The organism is Pseudomonas sp. M30-35, assembly GCF_002163625.1.
Lineage (GTDB): Bacteria > Pseudomonadota > Gammaproteobacteria > Pseudomonadales > Pseudomonadaceae > Aquipseudomonas.
On record NZ_CP020892.1, the window covers coordinates 3473927 to 3490310 of the forward strand.

Sequence of the window (16384 nt, forward strand, 5' to 3'; positions counted from 1 at the left end):
ATATTGAATTTGCTGCAAGGAACTCAACATGAACAACACTCTCTACAGCCTGGCCTTCGGCGTAGGTACACAAAACCGTCAAAGCAACTGGCTGGAAGTGTTCTACGCTCAGCCACTGCTCAACCCATCGGCTGAGCTGGTTAGTAAAGCGGCGGAAAAGCTCGGTTATGACGGCGGCAATCAAGCCATCCAGTTCACCACCCAGCAAGCCAGTGACCTCGCTGAAATGCTCAAAGGCGTCGATGCCGCGCAATCAGCACTGCTGACTCGCCTGGCCGAAAGCCACAAGCCACTGGTTGCTACTTTCCTCGCGGAAGATGCCGCGCCAACCAGCACGCCGGAAGCCTACCTGAAGCTGCACCTGCTTTCGCACCGCCTGGTACAGCCGCACGGCTTGAACCTCAGCGGTATTTTCCCGCTGCTGCCGAATGTGGCATGGACCAGCCAGGGCGCTGTCGACCTCAGCGAATTGGCTGAGCGTCAACTCGAAGCGCGCTTGCGTGGCGAGTTACTGGAAGTGTTCTCGGTCGACAAATTCCCGAAAATGACTGACTACGTTGTGCCCGCTGGCGTACGCATCGCTGACAGCTCGCGCATTCGTCTGGGGGCATTCATCGGCGAAGGCACCACCGTCATGCACGAAGGTTTCGTTAACTTCAACGCTGGCACAGCAGGCCCAGGCATGATCGAAGGCCGTGTATCCGCTGGCGTATTCGTCGGCAAAGGCTCTGACCTTGGCGGCGGCTGCTCGACCATGGGCACACTGTCTGGCGGCGGCAATATCGTTATCTCTGTGGGTGAAGGCTGCCTGATCGGCGCGAACGCCGGCATCGGTATTCCGCTGGGCGACCGCAACACGGTTGAATCGGGCCTGTACGTCACCGCCGGAACCAAAGTCAATTTGCTCGACGAGCAAGGCAATCAGGTCAAAGTGGTTAAAGCCCGTGAACTGGCTGGCCAGCCTGACTTGCTGTTCCGCCGCAACTCGATCACTGGCGCAGTTGAGTGCAAGACGCACAAGTCTGCCATCGAGCTGAACGAAGCACTGCACGCGCACAACTAAGCACGTGTCTGCCTAACCGGGGCCTGCCATTCGTAGGCTTCGGTTAGTTTGTAGGATGAACAACGCGCAGCACACGACCGGTGCTCGCTCCCCCTTTCAGAGATCCGCTATGTCCCTGCCCTCGCCTTGGCGCGCAGACTTCCCCGGCATTCTGGCCCTAGAGGCTGAGGGTCAGACGTATCTGGACAGCGCTGCTACTGCGCAAAAGCCGCAAGCGGTGCTCGACGCATTAGTCGCCTATTACTCAGCTGGCAGCGCTAACGTACACCGCGCCCAACATTTACCGGGCGAGCGCGCCACCCGTGCCTTCGAAGCCAGCCGCGAGCACGTAGGCAAATGGCTGAACGCGCACTCTAGCGCACAAATAATTTTCACCCACGGCGCAACATCAGCCTTTAACCTGCTGGCGTATGGCTTGGAGCACCTGTTCAAACCCGGTGATGAGCTGGTAATCAGCGCACTGGAGCACCACGCCAATCTATTACCGTGGCAGCAACTGGCCGTGCGCCAGAATTTGAAGCTTGTGGTGTTGCCGTTACGCGCAGATGGGCGCATTGATCTGGAACGCGCCGCAGAGCTGATTGGCCCGCGTACGCGCCTGCTAGCTGTCAGCCAACTGTCTAACGTGATCGGTTGCTGGCAGCCGGTGGCTGAACTGTTGGCGCTGGCTAAAGCCCATGACGCATTGACAGTGATTGATGGCGCGCAGGCCGTGGTGCACGGTCGCCATGATATGCAGCAACTTGACTGCGACTTTTACGTATTTTCCAGCCACAAACTCTACGGCCCAGACGCCGTTGGCGTGCTCTACGGCAAAACCCAAGCGTTGTCACAACTCAAGCACTGGCAGTTTGGCGGCGAGATGGTGCAAACCGCAGATTACCACTCAGCCATGTTCCGCCCGGCTCCGCTTGGCTTTGAAGCAGGTACGCCACCGATCAGCAGTGTGATTGCGCTGGGCGCCGCGCTCAGCTATCTCGATCAGCTTGATCAACAAGCAATAGCAACCTTTGAGCAGGCGCTGCATCAGCAGTTAATGCTGGGACTTGCCACCCGCGATGGCATCAGCGTGCTCGGTGAGCCGAACATCGCACTGGCCAGCTTTGTCGTCGCAGACGTCCATAATGCAGACCTCGCCCAACTGCTGACAGAACAAGGGATTGCCGTACGCGCGGGGCAACACTGTGCCATGCCTTTGATGAACCGGCTCGGCCTTGGCGGCGCGATTCGTGTCTCCCTCGGCCTGTACAACAATGGCAACGACCTTGAGCGCTTCTTCAGCGCACTGGATAACGCCTTGGATATTCTCAGATGAGCCCCTCGCAATCGGTACTGCCACCCAATGCCGCGCAAGCACTCGACGCATTTCAGCAAGCCGGAAGCTGGGAGCAGCGCGCGCGTTTACTCATGCTGTGGGGCGAAAAGCTCGCGCCACTGAGCGAAGCCCAACACACCGAAGAAAACCGCGTGCACGGCTGCGAAAGCAAAGTCTGGCTTGTGGCTGAACGCACGGAGCAACGGTGGCAGTTTCACGCGGCAAGCGAGGCGCGGCTGATTCGCGGTTTGCTCGCCGTGCTATTGGTGCGGGTCAACGGTCTCGACAGCGCAGCACTGGCGCAACTTGATTTGAGCGACTGGTTCAACCAACTAGGGTTATCGCGACAATTGTCACCCTCACGCAGCAACGGTTTGAATGCGGTGTTACAGCGTATGCGTGAACTGACTACTGAGGCTTAACCCGCTCAGACGGGCGACGCGCACCCTCAATCAATTTCTCGATAATCTTGCTCACCGCAACCATGGCGAAAGTCGACGTCACCATCATGGCTGCGCCGAAACCGCCTGCACAATCCAATGCAACGCCTTCACCGACGAAGCTCTTGCTCTGACATGTGCTGCCATCGGGCAATGGGTAACGCAGTTGCTCGGTGGAAAACACGCACGGCACGCTGTAGTTACGTCCCATGGTGCGCGAGAAGCCATAATCGCGACGCAGGGTCGAACGCACTTTCGACGCCAGCGGGTCATTAAAGGTCTTGTTCAGGTCTCCCACGCGGATTTGTGTCGGATCAATCTGGCCACCAGCCCCACCCGTGGTGACAATCTGGATCTTGCGCCGCTTGCACCAGGAAATCAGCGCCGCCTTGGCGTTAACGCTATCAATGCAATCAATCACCGCATCCATGTCTTCGGTGATGTACTCGGCCATGGTTTCACGGGTCACAAAGTCAGCCACCGCGTGCACCTTGCAGGCGGGGTTAATCGCCCGCAGTCGCTCTGCCATCACCTCAACCTTTGCTTTGCCGACCGCGCCATTCAAGGCGTGGATCTGCCGGTTGGTGTTGGTGATGCACACATCATCTAGGTCAAACAGCGAAATCTCACCAACGCCCGAGCGCACCAATGCCTCAGCAGCCCAAGAGCCAACGCCGCCAATCCCCACCACCGCTACGTGCGCGGCACACAAACGCTCGGCGCCCTCGCGACCGTACAACCGGGCGATGCCTGAAAAGCGTTGTTCATCAATCTGCATGCCTAACCCCAACACCACAAAATCTGCAATCGAGCATTATAAGAAGCTAAACGATAACTCCCAAGCCTTTGCTGAGAGCCGGTCAGGATCAGCACCGTTAAACGGCCACTGCCCGGCAGCGCGGCGGCTAGATAGCCCAGCGTCTCGCAAAAATGGCTACAAATGCATTAAACCGCGAACTTATATAGCTATTTGACGTTCAAAAGCGAATGACTCTCGTGCGCATGACAAAAGCATGTGTCAGGCGCTATACAGCTTATTGACGGCGGAGTAGCATGCGCGCCATCCGGTGCTCACCGGCTCCTCCTCGTTCCACGCAGCGGAACCCGAAACAGATATGTCATCAAGAATTTTTGGATTCAACCTGGTCGTTGTCTTAGCGATTGCCGCCTTGTTCTCGGGCTTTTGGGCACTCTATAACTTGCCGGTTAATGCTCCGGCCTGGCCTGACCGAATTTCCGGTTACTCATTCTCGCCGTTCCGTGAGGGGCAAACCCCGCAGAACAATATTTACCCAAGCGATAAAGAGATGACCCAAGACCTGGAAATGCTCGCCAAGCAGACCGACAACATCCGAACCTACTCGGTTGACGAAGCACTGGCACACATTCCGCGCCTGGCTGAAGAATTCGGCCTGCGTGTGACATTAGGTGTCTGGATCAGTAACGACGAAGCACGCAATGAGCGTGAAATCGCCAAAGCCATCGAGCTGGCCAACAGCTCGCGCAGCGTGGTGCGCGTACTGGTGGGTAACGAGGCTTTGTTCCGCCGTGAAATCACTACCGAAAAGCTGATCGGATACCTGGATCGCGTCCGCGCCGGGGTCAAAGTTCCAGTATCGACCTCAGAACAGTGGCACATTTGGGAAGAGAACCCGGAACTGGCTCAGCACGTTGACCTCATCGCGGCACACGTTCTGCCTTATTGGGAATTTATCCCAATGGAAGACTCGACCCAATTCGTCCTTGATCGCGCCCGCGACCTGAAGAAACTCTTCCCGAAAAAGCCGCTGCTCCTCTCGGAAGTTGGCTGGCCGAGCAACGGCCGTATGCGTGGGGGCGCCGATGCGTCCCAAGCGGACCAGGCAATTTATCTGCGCACATTGGTCACTACGCTCAACGCCAAAGGCTACAACTACTTCGTGATTGAAGCCTTCGACCAAACCTGGAAGATCAGCGATGAAGGCTCGGTAGGCGCGTATTGGGGGGTGTACAACCTCGATCGCCAGCCAAAATTCAACTTCACCGGCCCGGTCGTGGCAATTCCGCAGTGGCGCTTGTTGGCTATCGGCTCGGTAGTCATGGCCCTGCTTGCCTTGGCATTGCTGTTGATTGACGGCAGTTCGCTGCGCCAGCGCGGCCGTACCTTCCTGACCTTTGTCGCCTTTGCTGGCGGCTCGGCGCTGGTGTGGATCGGTTATGACTACAGCCAGCAATACAGCACCTGGTTCAGCCTCACCGTCGGCATCTTGCTCGGCATTGGCGCCATAGGAGTGTTTATCGTCTTGCTGACCGAGGCCCATGAGCTGGCGGAAGCCGTATGGGTTCGCGCCAGACGCCGCCCCTTCCAACCGGTAATGGGTGACTCGGAGTTCCGTCCAAAAGTGTCGATCCATGTGCCGTGCTACAACGAGCCGCCAGAAATGGTTAAGCAGACGTTGGATGCGCTGGCCAACCTCGACTACCCGGATTACGAAGTCATCATCATCGATAACAACACCAAAGACCCGGCGGTATGGGAACCGGTGCAGGCCTATTGCGAGCAACTCGGCCCACGCTTCCGTTTCTTCCACAAGGCGCCGATTGCCGGCTTCAAGGGCGGCGCACTCAATTACATTCTGCCTTTTACGGCACCCGACGCTAAAGTGATCGCGGTGATCGACTCTGACTACTGCGTCGACCCAAACTGGCTGAAACATATGGTGCCGCACTTCGCCGACCCACAAATCGCCGTGGTCCAGTCGCCACAGGACTACCGCGATGGCAACGGCAGCACCTTCAAAAAGCTTTGTTACGCCGAGTACAAAGGCTTCTTCCATATCGGCATGGTGACCCGTAACGACCGCAACGCAATCATCCAGCACGGCACCATGACCATGATTCGCCGCACCGTCATGGATGAATTGAAATGGGCCGACTGGACCATCTGCGAGGATGCCGAGCTGGGCCTACGCGTATTCAAAAAAGGCTACACCGCGGCCTATGCCCACAACAGCTTTGGCCAAGGGTTGATGCCTGACACCTTTATCGACTACAAAAAACAGCGCTTCCGTTGGGCGTATGGCGCCATTCAGATCATGAAGGGGCATGCTCGCAGCTTGTTCCTCGGTAAGGACTCAAGCCTCAAGCGTGGTCAGCGTTATCACTTCATCGCGGGCTGGTTGCCATGGGTCGCTGACGGTCTGAATATATTTTTCACCGCTGGAGCCCTGCTCTGGTCGGCAGCAATGATTATCGTGCCACAGCGCGTCGACCCGCCATTGCTGATATTTGCGATCCCGCCCTTGGCGCTGTTCGTGTTCAAACTGGGCAAGATCGTGTTCCTGTATCAGCGCGCAGTTGGGGTAAATCTCAAAGATGCATTCTGCGCCGCAGTGGCGGGCTTAGCGCTATCGCACACCATCGCCAAAGCGGTGCTGTACGGCTTGTTCACCACCAGCATTCCGTTCTTCCGTACACCGAAGATGCGCAGCAACCATGGTTTCCTGGTGGCGCTGGCCGAAGCGCGTGAGGAAGTCTTTATCATGCTGCTGTTATGGGGCGCCGTAGTCGGTATTACGATTGCCCAAGGCTTGCCGAGTGCGGATGTGAAGTTCTGGGTGGCAACGCTGCTCGTGCAATCGCTGCCCTACCTGGCGTCGGTGATTATGGCGATGTTGTCGTCGCTGCCACAGCCGGTGGAATCAGAAGCTGAAATCGACGCGGAGGTCGTGAGCTAAGCATCCACTGCGATCTGTGCAGCTAATGCCCAGATTTACAGCCTGACGGCGGCCAATGGCCGTCGTTTTGCTTTAAGATGGCGGCCTTTCTGCTCGATGCCGCTCAGGAGCCGCAATGACTGCCCTCTCCCCAACTCTCGCACTCGCCTGCGATCTGATTAGCCGCCCCTCCGTCACCCCGGTCGACGAAGGCTGCCAAGAACTAATGACTCGCCGTCTGAGCGACCTTGGGTTCAAGGTAGAGCCGATGCGTATTGAGGAAGTGGATAACTTCTGGGCGTTCCATGGTCACACCACCGGCCCGGTGCTGTGCTTTGCTGGCCACACCGATGTAGTGCCAACCGGCCCGGTTCAAGCTTGGCAGCATAAGCCTTTCGATGCGTTGATCGACGAACAGGGCATGCTCTGCGGTCGTGGCGCTGCCGACATGAAAGGCAGCCTCGCCTCGATGATTGTTGCAGTTGAACGCTTTGTCACTGAGCATCCAAAGCACAAAGGCGCCATTGCTTTTCTGATTACCAGTGATGAAGAAGGCCCGGCCCATCACGGCACTAAAGCGGTGGTTGAGCTGCTGTCTAAACGCGGCGAGCGCATGGACTGGTGCATCGTTGGCGAGCCATCGAGCACCAGCCTGGTCGGTGACGTAGTCAAAAACGGCCGTCGTGGCTCACTCGGTTGCACCCTGACTGTGCGCGGTGTGCAGGGCCATGTGGCCTACCCGCACCTGGCCAAGAATCCAATCCATCTGGCAGCTCCGGCACTGGCTGAACTGGCTGACACCCATTGGGATGACGGCAACGACTTCTTCCCGCCGACCAGCTTCCAAATCTCCAACCTCAACTCTGGCACTGGCGCGACCAACGTAGTGCCTGGCGAATTGACCAGTATCTTCAACTTCCGCTTCTCAACCGAGTCGACAGTTGAAGGGTTGCAGCAGCGAGTTATCGACATTCTCGACAAGCACGGCCTTGACTACCATCTTGAGTGGGCACTCTCAGGCTTGCCGTTTCTTACCGAGCCCGGCGTGTTGCTGGATGCCGTCGCCGATAGCATCCGTAGCGTAACCGGCCGGGAAACCAAACCCAGCACCAGCGGCGGCACCTCTGATGGGCGCTTTATCGCCACCATGGGCGCGCAGGTTGTCGAGCTTGGCCCGGTCAACGCGACGATTCATCAGGTCAACGAACGCGTGCTGGCTAGCGACCTCGATGTGCTAACCGAAATTTACTATCAAACCATGGTCAACCTGCTGACATGACCGAACATGCATCACACCCGCCAGGTCCTGAAGGCAAGCGTTTGGGGCTTATCTGTCCAATCTGTCAGGGCGCGCTCAGTCAGGTCGATAAAACCGTGGTTTGCCCGGCCAACCACCGCTTCGATCGCGCACGTCAGGGTTATTTGAACCTGCTGGCGGTGCAACACAAGAACAGCCGTGATCCCGGTGATAATCAGGCGATGGTCGAGGCACGGCGCAGGTTTCTTGATGGAGGCCATTATGCGCCACTGGCCCAGCGTCTGGCCCAGCTTGCAGCAGGTTATGCGCCCGCTCACTGGCTGGACATTGGTTGTGGCGAGGGTTACTACACGGCACAAATCGCCAGCATGTTGCCTGACGCCCAGGGCTACGCTCTGGACATCTCGCGTGAAGCGGTTAAACGTGCCTGCAAGCGCGCGCCCGCGGTGGAATGGGTTGTCGCCAGCATGGCCCGGCTGCCGCTAGCTGATGCGAGTTGCGAGCTTTTGGCCAGCGTATTCAGCCCGCTAGATTGGCAGGAAGCCAAACGCGTACTCGCCACCCATGGTGGATTGTTGCGCATGGGCCCGACCCGCAGTCACCTGATGGAGTTGCGCCAGAAGCTTTATGATGAAGTTCGCGATTACGACGACCAAAAGCATCTGGAACTGATTCCTGATGGCATGCAACTGGCTCACAGTGAAACCCTGACGTTTACCCTCAAGGTTGAAAGCGAACAGGCCCGCGCGGACTTGCTGGCCATGACACCACACGGCTGGCGCGCCAGTGCTGAACGGCGTGCAGCGGTCATCGCAGAACCATTAGAAGTGACGGTCGCCATTCGTTACGATTGGATAGTGCGAACTTAAAGGGCACCGGCATTCCGCAGGCCCGCACATACACCACGCTCGACAAGGATTAATTGCCATGCGCCAACCGGATATCGAGATTTACCTGAAAGATGCCGATCACAATGCGATCGCTGAATGGTTGAGCGCCGCGCTCGGTCCTTGCACGCCGTGGCAACAAAAAGGCCAGACTTACAAATGCCGTGCCGGTGATGTGCCCGTTACATGGCTACCCAAAGCCGTCGGCAAGTGGAACAGCCTGTTCCTCGAAAGTGATGCTACGCCCTGGCAAGATGACCTGAGTTGCGCGCAAGCTGCATTTGCCGCACTTAAGGTCGAAGTCCGTTGCGCACCCGGTAGCTGGGAAGAAGAAGAAAGTGATGAACAGGCTGATCGCTGGATGCGTATCAGTGAAGACGGGGTCGAAGAGATTACCTGGCGCACCAACAGCTAGTTGGCACTGCAATTAAAAAAGCCCGGACATAATGCCCGGGCTTTTTGCAGTTCAGTGACTACAGACCCGCAACATCCTCTGCCTGCAAGCCCTTCTGGCCCTCAACTACCGCGTATTCGACCTTCTGGCCTTCTGCCAGAGAGCGGTGTCCATCACCCCGAATCGCCCGGTAGTGAACAAACACATCGGCGCCATCTTCGCGCTGAATAAAGCCATAACCTTTGGCGTCATTGAACCACTTAACGGTTCCCACTTCACGATCAGCCATTACCCACACTCTCCAACTGCAGTTTTTTATTGTCCCGAAGGGCATTGCGCGGCGCGCTAATTAATCTGCGGCTCTCGCCTCGTGAAACTCACGAGACCAGTCACTAGCAAACACTTGTTTACAGCAAATAAATGCTGATCCACGCAGCTACCGCACTTCGAGTATAAAACAAGGTTTGTGACTGAAAAGCATTTTTTCCAGTGCATTGCAGGCCATACCCGCCAAGCTCTAAAGCTTTATTTCATGGGCCCTCTCGGCAAGTTGAGGCTAAAAAAAGCGCGCACCCGCAATGTGACAGAGCGCACAAAAATGCAACTTAGGTGCGATGTAAAAGTCTTCAACCGAAAGCAACTGAGTCGTTTTCGATCCTTGCACGTGCCGGGCAACAGCCCAGAAAATGACGAACGGCACCTTAACTGGAGTTTTTCTACCTTATGTAGCGAAGAATGCAGCGAAGAGTTTTGCCCAGCGGCGGTTGATCCGGCACACTAGCGGCCCCGAGCATTCGCTCGTTTTTACAGCCTGCAGACTTCGTATGACCCGCTCCCCGTTTCGCCGTCTTGTGTTCGGCACAGTGCGCCGCCTGCTGTACCTCTGGGTACGCTCGGAAACCATCAATCAATCAGCCTTTACGCTAAAGCTCGACCGCAGCAAACCTGTGCTGTTTGTCCTGCAAAGGCCCTCAATCAGTGACCTTGCTGTACTCGACACCGAATGCCGCAAAGCCGGTTTGCCGCGCCCAGTGCTACCTGTTGCAGTCGGTGACTTGATGGAGCCCGCCGCCTACTTCTACCTGAACCCGCCAGCAGGCTGGTTGGGTCGTCAGGATAAACGCGGTATCTCGCCAACCCTTGACCGGGTTGTCAGTGCCCTCAGTGAAAATGCTGTTGATGACGCCCAAGTGATTCCGGTCAGCGTGTTTTGGGGCCAATCGCCCGACCGCGAGACCAGTCCTTGGAAACTACTGTTCGCCGATAGCTGGGCCGTCACCGGACGTTTGCGCCGCTTGGTCAGCATTCTGATTCTGGGACGTAAAACCCGTGTGCAGTTTTCGCCGCCGATTCACCTGCGCGAATTGGTTGAACAAAACAAAGGCCATGAACGCACGCTGCGCATGGTACAGCGTATTTTGCGGGTGCATTTCCGCAACCAGAAAACCGCAGCAATTGGCCCTGATGTCTCCCATCGACGCAATCTGGTTAAAGGTCTGGTTCACGGCCCACAAGTGCGTCAGGCGATCGATGATGAAGCTCAGCGCGAAGGTATTTCAATCGAAAAAGCCGAAGCACAGGCGCTGCGTTACGGTAATGAAATAGCCTCGGATTACACCTACACGGTGATCCGTTTTCTAGAACTGGTGCTAAGTTGGTTCTGGAACAAGATCTACGATGGAATCAAGGTCAATCACATCGAGGGCGTGCAAGAGGTCGCACAGGGCCACGAGGTTATTTATGTGCCCTGCCATCGCAGCCACATCGACTACCTGCTGCTGTCCTACCTGTTGTTTCGCAACGGCTTGACCCCGCCGCACATTGCCGCGGGCATCAACCTCAACATGCCAGTCATTGGCGGCCTGCTACGTCGCGGTGGTGCATTCTTCATGCGCCGCACCTTCAAGGGCAACCCGCTTTACACCGCAGTGTTCAATGAATACCTGCACACCTTGTTCAGCAAAGGGTTTCCGGTCGAGTACTTCGTCGAAGGCGGCCGTTCGCGCACTGGACGTATGCTCCAGCCAAAAACCGGAATGCTGGCCATTACCCTGCGTAGTTTCTTGCGCGACAACCGTATGCCAGTGGTTTTCATACCGGTGTACATCGGTTATGAGCGAGTACTTGAAGGCCGTACTTATCTTGGTGAGTTGCGCGGCGCGAGTAAAAAGAAAGAGTCGATTTTCGATATTTTCAAAGTCATCGGCGCACTCAAGCAAAACTTCGGTCAGGTCTGGGTAAACTTCGGCGAACCCATCAAGTTGGCCGAGTTTCTCGACAGCGAACAACCTGATTGGCGTGAACAGACCCATGCACCGCAGTTCCGCCCTAGCTGGCTCAGTGCAACCACCGACCGGCTCGGTAATCGGGTGGCGCAGCACCTTAACGAAGCCGCCGCCATCAACCCGGTAAACCTGGTGGCGTTAGCCTTGTTATCGACCAGCAAACTGGCGCTGGATGATCGCGCTCTGGCCCGCGTATTGGATTTATATCTAGAGTTGCTGCGTAGCGTGCCGTATTCACCACACACGACCCTGCCAGAAGGCAATGGCGAGGCACTGATTGAATACGTAAAAGGCATGGACCTGCTGGCTGAGCAAAAAGACGCGCTGGGTAAGATTCTTTATCTCAACGAGCACAATGCGGTGCTGATGACTTATTACCGCAATAACGTGCTGCATATTTTTGCCCTGCCTGCCCTGCTCGCCAGCTTCTTCCAGAGTAGCCCACGCATCAGCCACGAGCAGATCCTGCGCTTTACTCGCGCGCTGTATCCGTACTTGCAGGCTGAGCTGTTTATTCGCTGGAGTCTCGACGAACTCGACGAGGTGGTGGATCAGTGGCTCAACGCCTTCGTCGAACAGGGTTTGCTCAAGGTCGAGAACGATGTTTACGTGCGGCCTGCACCCAGCTCACGTCAATTTGTGCTGCTGACCTTACTGTCGCGAGCTATCGCACAAACCCTGCAACGTTTTTACATGGCGATTGCGCTGCTGCTTAATGCAGGACAGAACACCATCAGCGCAGAGCAACTGGAAGATTTGTGTACCGTCATGGCCCAGCGCTTGTCGATTCTTCACGGGCTGAATGCCCCGGAGTTTTTCGACAAGAGTCTTTTCCGTCACTTTATCCAGACCCTGCTTGATCAAGGCGTGTTGCGCCAGGATGAAGCCGGAAAACTGAGCCACCACCCGTTACTCAGTGAACTGGCTGAGGGCGCTGCAAAACGCGTACTGCCTGCGGAACTTCGCCTATCGATCCGTCAGGTCACCATGGATCAGACTGAAGACGCAATCGACACGCCTTAACACTTACTCAGAACGCTACGGAAATACAAAGAAGGTCGCATCACTGCGACCTTTTTTATACGTTTAATAGCGAGGAAACTGGCGCTTTTGGTCAATCAAATGCGCTATAAAGGTGCTTACGGATCCAGCATCAAAGGCGCACGTGCATGCTCGGCATACAGAATCTAGAGCTGTTTATCATCACCGGTCTGCTGCTCAATATGGCGCCGGGACCAGACTCCTTATTGGTGATGTCACGCAGTGCAACTCAAGGCTGGAAAGCTGGCTCAGCCGCCGCACTTGGAATTGGCAGCGGTACATTTATTCATGTCTTTGCCGCCGCACTGGGCTTGTCGGCACTGCTCGCCGCATCAGCGACCGCGTTTCTAGTGATCAAATACCTCGGCGCGGCTTACTTGCTGTATATCGGTATCAGCATGCTGTTGAGCAAAAGCCCCACGACCGAGACTCAAGCGACTCCAGTGTTAGCGCCGCGCCGCTATACCCGGCTTTATCTTCAGGGCTTTTTGACTAACGTACTCAACCCTAAGGTCGCGTTATTCTTTCTAGCCTTTGTGCCTCAGTTCATTGCTGCAGATGCCGAACATAAAGCCCTGGCATTTATCGTGCTGGGCTGTATCTTCAATTTTAACGGCATGCTCTGGTGCCACTTGCTGGCAGTTTCAACGGCGTTCGCCAGTCGTCACATTCAAGCCAGCCAGCGTATTACGCGCTGGCTAAACCGCACGATTGGTGCGGTGTTTGTCGCCTTGGGCGTGAAGCTGGCATTGTCCAAATAAACAGCCAAAACGGCTTGGTGATACACATAATTCGCTGGTTAACAGCTTGAACATGGAGGTTGAAATGCCTGGTAATTATCCGGATAAAATCAGAACCCTGCCGCTATTTGACGGCCGCTTTGATGCCTACAAACTGGCGGCTAACGGTGCCGACGTTTTGTTTGCTTCCTACCCAGCCAACACTGCAATACCGGCGCATACCCATGACAGCGACAACTACGGAGTGATTATTCGCGGCGAGTTGATTCTGCACATGGACGGTAAAATTCAGCGCTTTGGCATCGGTGATTGGTATCACGTACCGGCACACGCAGAGCATGCCGCAAGCTTTGAAGTGGAAACGGACGAAATCGAACTGTGGTTTGCCCCAGACTCAGAGGTTTAGAGTTCGTTGCCGTAACACACCGGTGAACTGGGTCGGTCGCGCCGATCCAACTCTTGTTGCAGAAACTCAGCGAGCACCTGCGCGTTGTTGTGTTGGGTGTCTTTAGCCGCATAGAGCAGCGTCAACGTCCCGCGTTCGGCAATATCGAGCAGCGCCATCCAGTGTTCAGGGTGATTGTTCAGCTGTTGCCAATAGCGTCGACGAAACTCATTAAAACGCTCATCCACATGAGCAAAGCGTTGGCGTAACGCAGTGCTCGGTGCCAGCTCTTGCAACCACGCATCAAATACCAGGGCGTCCTTGCGCACGCCACGCGGCCACAGTCGATCAACCAGAACCCGCCGGCCATCGCTTGCATCTACCGCATCATATACGCGTTTACATTGAATCACTGAGCTGACCCTTGTGGTGGATCGCTGGCATCGGTAACGTGTTGCGACTTGCTTGGAGACTACTGATGCGCTTACGCCGTACCTTGTTGTTCACACTGCTCCCTTTATTCGCCAGTTGTCAGGTTTACACCGGCAAACCCGTGGATGAGCAGGCAGCAATGACCCGCATGCAGGGCCAACTGTATTTTAGCGGCGAACAATTGATCTTTACGCCATGCGGCGAAAAACGCCAGTTCGTGATCAAAAATGATGCTTCCAGCAATCTGCGTGATGATGCCAAGGCACTTTACGACGACGGAGCCTCAACTTTACAGGTTGATATGCGTGGCTTGCTGGGCTCGGCCAACAGTAATGATGGCTCATTCAAACCAGACACCGTCTATCGTTTGCAACGCGAGGGCGATTTGTGTAATGACCTCGTCTATCGGCTGACCAAAGTCCGCGCCAATGGCCATGAGCCTGACTGGAATATCGGCGTCAGCGCACAAGGGTTGCTACTGGAACGTCCGGGGCAAAAAGCCCTGGTATTGCCCTATCTTGAAGAGCAGCTGCCTGAAGGGCGCATGAGTATCTCCAGCGAAGCCAATGGCAATCGCGTGGAACTCTGGGTCACACCGCAGCATTGCGTTGACAGCATGAGTGGCGCGGTCAGCCACCTCACGGCAGAGCTGCGAATTAATGGCCAAGTCATGCGTGGTTGTGGTTACTTTGGCGGCGCTCAGCCCTGATAATGCCCTCGACGACCATTAATCTGAGCCACTGATCGCACACCCGGTATTAGCGCGTATAATCGCCAGCCTAAACTAGCTGCCGGGTTACCTCCGGCCCTGATACCGGATTGTTCGATGTTACGAATCACTGAACTCAAACTCGCGCTTGATCACCCTGATGAAGCGTTGCGCCCTGCTATTGTCGAGCGTTTGCAGATTGCGGATAGCGAATTGCTTGACTTTACGCTGTTCAAGCGCAGCTACGATGCCCGCAAAAAATCCAGCGAAATCCACTTCATCTACACCATCGATTGCACCCTGCGCGATGAAGCCGCTGTGTTGGCAAAATTCAGTGACGACCGCCACATCAGCATCGCGCCTGACACCCGCTACCACGCCGTTGGCCACGCTGAGCAACCGCTGGAACAGCGCCCGATAGTGGTTGGTTTTGGCCCCTGCGGGATCTTTGCCGCACTGATTCTGGCCCAAGCCGGCTTGCGCCCGATCGTCCTCGAGCGAGGCAAGGAAGTTCGTCAGCGCACCAAAGACACTTGGGGGCTGTGGCGCAAAAATGTGCTCAACCCTGAATCAAATGTGCAATTTGGTGAAGGCGGCGCCGGAACCTTTTCTGACGGTAAACTTTACAGCCAGATCAAGGACCCGAAGTTTATCGGCCGTAAAGTCCTTGAAGAGTTTGTCAGAGCCGGCGCACCTGAAGAGATCATGTACGTCAGCAAGCCGCATATCGGAACGTTCCGCCTGACTGGCGTCGTTGCCACCATGCGCGAAGAGATCAAGGCACTTGGCGGTGAAGTACGCTTCGAACAGCGCGTCAGTGATGTGCTTATTGAGGACGGCCAAATGCAAGGCGTGGTCCTCGAAAATGGCGAGCAACTGCTCAGCCAGCACGTAATTTTAGCCCTCGGTCACAGCTCACGTGACACCTTCCGCATGCTGCATAGCCGTGATGTTTTCATGGAAGCCAAGCCATTCTCCGTTGGCTTTCGCATCGAGCATCCGCAGTCACTGATCGACCGTTCGCGGCTCGGCAAATATGCGGGTCATGAAAAACTGGGCGCAGCTGACTACAAACTGGTGCATCACGCTAAAAATGGCCGTTCGGTTTACAGTTTCTGCATGTGCCCAGGCGGCACAGTTGTCGCGGCGACTTCCGAGCCCAATCGCGTCGTCACCAATGGCATGAGTCAGTATTCGCGTAACGAGCGCAATGCCAATGCCGGGATTGTCGTCGGAATTACCCCCGAGCAAGATTATCCGGGCGGGCCGCTGGCGGGCATTGAGTTGCAGGAACGCCTGGAGTCGCACGCTTATGTACTCGGCGGCAGTAACTATGAAGCACCCGGCCAGTTGGTCGGCGACTTCATTGCCGGTAAACCCTCGACCGCACTGGGTACGGTTGAGCCCTCGTACAAGCCAGGGGTCAAGCTTGGCGACCTAGCGCCGTCACTGCCTGACTTTGCGATTGAAGCGATTCGTGAGGCCTTACCTGCGTTCGAGAAGCAGATCCGCGGCTTCTCAATGCATGACGCCATACTGACCGGGATCGAAACCCGCACCTCATCACCGCTGCGGATTACCCGCAACGCAGAGCTGCAGAGCCTTAACGTCAAAGGGTTGTTCCCGGCTGGCGAAGGTGCAGGCTATGCGGGCGGTATTCTCTCGGCCGGTGTTGATGGGGTTCGTGTTGCCGAAGCTGTTGTCCGTAGCATGCTTGGCTTAAACGCTGAATAAAACCGC

Annotated in this window: 15 protein-coding genes; 12 read left to right on the forward strand and 3 right to left on the reverse strand. The window is 56.1% G+C overall.

Annotated elements, in window-relative coordinates; genetic code table 11:
- Positions 1 to 28: 28 nt before the first annotated feature.
- From dapD to B9K09_RS16065, 3 genes are all read left to right on the forward strand, one after another.
- Positions 29 to 1063: a 2,3,4,5-tetrahydropyridine-2,6-dicarboxylate N-succinyltransferase gene (gene dapD / locus B9K09_RS16055; protein ID WP_087517764.1), complete on the forward strand. Its 1035-nt coding sequence runs from the start codon at positions 29 to 31 to the stop codon at positions 1061 to 1063.
- Between the two features lie 109 nt (positions 1064 to 1172).
- Positions 1173 to 2378, forward strand: a complete 1206-nt coding sequence (locus tag B9K09_RS16060; protein WP_087517765.1) for an aminotransferase class V-fold PLP-dependent enzyme — start codon at positions 1173 to 1175, stop codon at positions 2376 to 2378.
- Positions 2375 to 2800 (forward strand): SufE family protein, encoded by a 426-nt coding sequence (locus B9K09_RS16065; RefSeq protein ID WP_087517766.1) that lies wholly within the window; start codon positions 2375 to 2377, stop codon positions 2798 to 2800. Before B9K09_RS16060 ends, B9K09_RS16065 begins: the two co-directional genes overlap by 4 nt.
- On the opposite strand, the gene tcdA is transcribed toward B9K09_RS16065, so the two are convergent.
- A complete protein-coding gene (tcdA, locus tag B9K09_RS16070; RefSeq protein WP_087517767.1) occupies positions 2787 to 3596 on the reverse strand; it encodes a tRNA cyclic N6-threonylcarbamoyladenosine(37) synthase TcdA in 810 nt (269 codons plus the stop codon). The genes B9K09_RS16065 and tcdA overlap by 14 nt on opposite strands.
- Before the next feature lie 337 nt (positions 3597 to 3933).
- Here tcdA and B9K09_RS16075 point away from each other — a divergent pair, with 337 nt between their 5' ends.
- From B9K09_RS16075 to B9K09_RS16090, 4 genes are all read left to right on the forward strand, one after another.
- A complete protein-coding gene (locus B9K09_RS16075; RefSeq protein ID WP_087517768.1) occupies positions 3934 to 6534 on the forward strand; it encodes a glycosyltransferase in 2601 nt (866 codons plus the stop codon).
- Between the two features lie 115 nt (positions 6535 to 6649).
- Positions 6650 to 7792, forward strand: a complete 1143-nt coding sequence (dapE, locus tag B9K09_RS16080) for a succinyl-diaminopimelate desuccinylase (RefSeq protein ID WP_087517769.1) — start codon at positions 6650 to 6652, stop codon at positions 7790 to 7792.
- Entirely contained in the window at positions 7789 to 8640 is an 852-nt protein-coding gene (locus B9K09_RS16085; RefSeq protein WP_087517770.1) for a putative RNA methyltransferase, read from the forward strand. The genes dapE and B9K09_RS16085 overlap by 4 nt, the downstream gene beginning before the upstream one ends.
- A 58-nt stretch (positions 8641 to 8698) precedes the next feature.
- A complete protein-coding gene (locus B9K09_RS16090) occupies positions 8699 to 9073 on the forward strand; it encodes a hypothetical protein (RefSeq protein WP_087517771.1) in 375 nt (124 codons plus the stop codon).
- A 58-nt stretch (positions 9074 to 9131) separates the two neighbouring features.
- Here the strand turns inward: B9K09_RS16090 and B9K09_RS16095 are convergent, their stop codons facing one another.
- A complete protein-coding gene (locus tag B9K09_RS16095; protein WP_087517772.1) occupies positions 9132 to 9341 on the reverse strand; it encodes a cold-shock protein in 210 nt (69 codons plus the stop codon).
- 535 nt (positions 9342 to 9876) lie between these two features.
- Here B9K09_RS16095 and plsB point away from each other — a divergent pair.
- From plsB to B9K09_RS16110, 3 genes are all read left to right on the forward strand, one after another.
- The gene (plsB, locus tag B9K09_RS16100; RefSeq protein WP_087517773.1) at positions 9877 to 12360 is read left to right on the forward strand and encodes a glycerol-3-phosphate 1-O-acyltransferase PlsB; all 2484 of its coding nucleotides are present in this window, start codon (positions 9877 to 9879) and stop codon (positions 12358 to 12360) included.
- 146 nt (positions 12361 to 12506) lie between these two features.
- A complete protein-coding gene (locus B9K09_RS16105) occupies positions 12507 to 13139 on the forward strand; it encodes a LysE family translocator (RefSeq protein WP_087517774.1) in 633 nt (210 codons plus the stop codon).
- A gap of 64 nt (positions 13140 to 13203) precedes the next feature.
- Positions 13204 to 13524 (forward strand): cupin domain-containing protein, encoded by a 321-nt coding sequence (locus B9K09_RS16110; RefSeq protein ID WP_087517775.1) that lies wholly within the window; start codon positions 13204 to 13206, stop codon positions 13522 to 13524.
- Here the strand turns inward: B9K09_RS16110 and B9K09_RS16115 are convergent.
- Complete coding sequence (locus B9K09_RS16115; protein ID WP_087517776.1) at positions 13521 to 13916, reverse strand: DUF488 domain-containing protein; 396 nt, start codon at positions 13914 to 13916, stop codon at positions 13521 to 13523. The two genes, B9K09_RS16110 and B9K09_RS16115, sit on opposite strands and share 4 nt — an antisense overlap.
- Before the next feature lie 65 nt (positions 13917 to 13981).
- Here B9K09_RS16115 and B9K09_RS16120 point away from each other — a divergent pair, with 65 nt between their 5' ends.
- Together B9K09_RS16120 and B9K09_RS16125 are read left to right on the forward strand one after the other, a co-directional pair.
- On the forward strand, positions 13982 to 14644 hold the full coding sequence (locus B9K09_RS16120; protein ID WP_087517777.1) for a COG3650 family protein: 663 nt from the start codon (positions 13982 to 13984) through the stop codon (positions 14642 to 14644).
- 117 nt (positions 14645 to 14761) lie between these two features.
- Positions 14762 to 16378, forward strand: coding sequence for an NAD(P)/FAD-dependent oxidoreductase (locus B9K09_RS16125; protein WP_087517778.1), 1617 nt, complete (start codon positions 14762 to 14764; stop codon positions 16376 to 16378).
- The last annotated feature ends 6 nt before the right edge of the window (positions 16379 to 16384 follow it).

What these genes read in the sequence shown, in the direction of transcription:
- B9K09_RS16095 (WP_087517772.1), bottom strand. Translation starts at nt 9,341, where the DNA reads ATGGCTGATCGTGAAGTGGGAACCGTTAAGTGGTTCAATGACGCCAAA.
- tcdA (WP_087517767.1), bottom strand. Translation starts at nt 3,596, where the DNA reads ATGCAGATTGATGAACAACGCTTTTCAGGCATCGCCCGGTTGTACGGT.
- B9K09_RS16090 (WP_087517771.1), top strand. Translation starts at nt 8,699, where the DNA reads ATGCGCCAACCGGATATCGAGATTTACCTGAAAGATGCCGATCACAAT.
- B9K09_RS16125 (WP_087517778.1), top strand. Translation starts at nt 14,762, where the DNA reads ATGTTACGAATCACTGAACTCAAACTCGCGCTTGATCACCCTGATGAA.
- B9K09_RS16105 (WP_087517774.1), top strand. Translation starts at nt 12,507, where the DNA reads ATGCTCGGCATACAGAATCTAGAGCTGTTTATCATCACCGGTCTGCTG.
- B9K09_RS16075 (WP_087517768.1), top strand. Translation starts at nt 3,934, where the DNA reads ATGTCATCAAGAATTTTTGGATTCAACCTGGTCGTTGTCTTAGCGATT.
- dapD (WP_087517764.1), top strand. Translation starts at nt 29, where the DNA reads ATGAACAACACTCTCTACAGCCTGGCCTTCGGCGTAGGTACACAAAAC.
- B9K09_RS16110 (WP_087517775.1), top strand. Translation starts at nt 13,204, where the DNA reads ATGCCTGGTAATTATCCGGATAAAATCAGAACCCTGCCGCTATTTGAC.
- B9K09_RS16085 (WP_087517770.1), top strand. Translation starts at nt 7,789, where the DNA reads ATGACCGAACATGCATCACACCCGCCAGGTCCTGAAGGCAAGCGTTTG.
- plsB (WP_087517773.1), top strand. Translation starts at nt 9,877, where the DNA reads ATGACCCGCTCCCCGTTTCGCCGTCTTGTGTTCGGCACAGTGCGCCGC.
- B9K09_RS16060 (WP_087517765.1), top strand. Translation starts at nt 1,173, where the DNA reads ATGTCCCTGCCCTCGCCTTGGCGCGCAGACTTCCCCGGCATTCTGGCC.
- dapE (WP_087517769.1), top strand. Translation starts at nt 6,650, where the DNA reads ATGACTGCCCTCTCCCCAACTCTCGCACTCGCCTGCGATCTGATTAGC.
- B9K09_RS16120 (WP_087517777.1), top strand. Translation starts at nt 13,982, where the DNA reads ATGCGCTTACGCCGTACCTTGTTGTTCACACTGCTCCCTTTATTCGCC.
- B9K09_RS16065 (WP_087517766.1), top strand. Translation starts at nt 2,375, where the DNA reads ATGAGCCCCTCGCAATCGGTACTGCCACCCAATGCCGCGCAAGCACTC.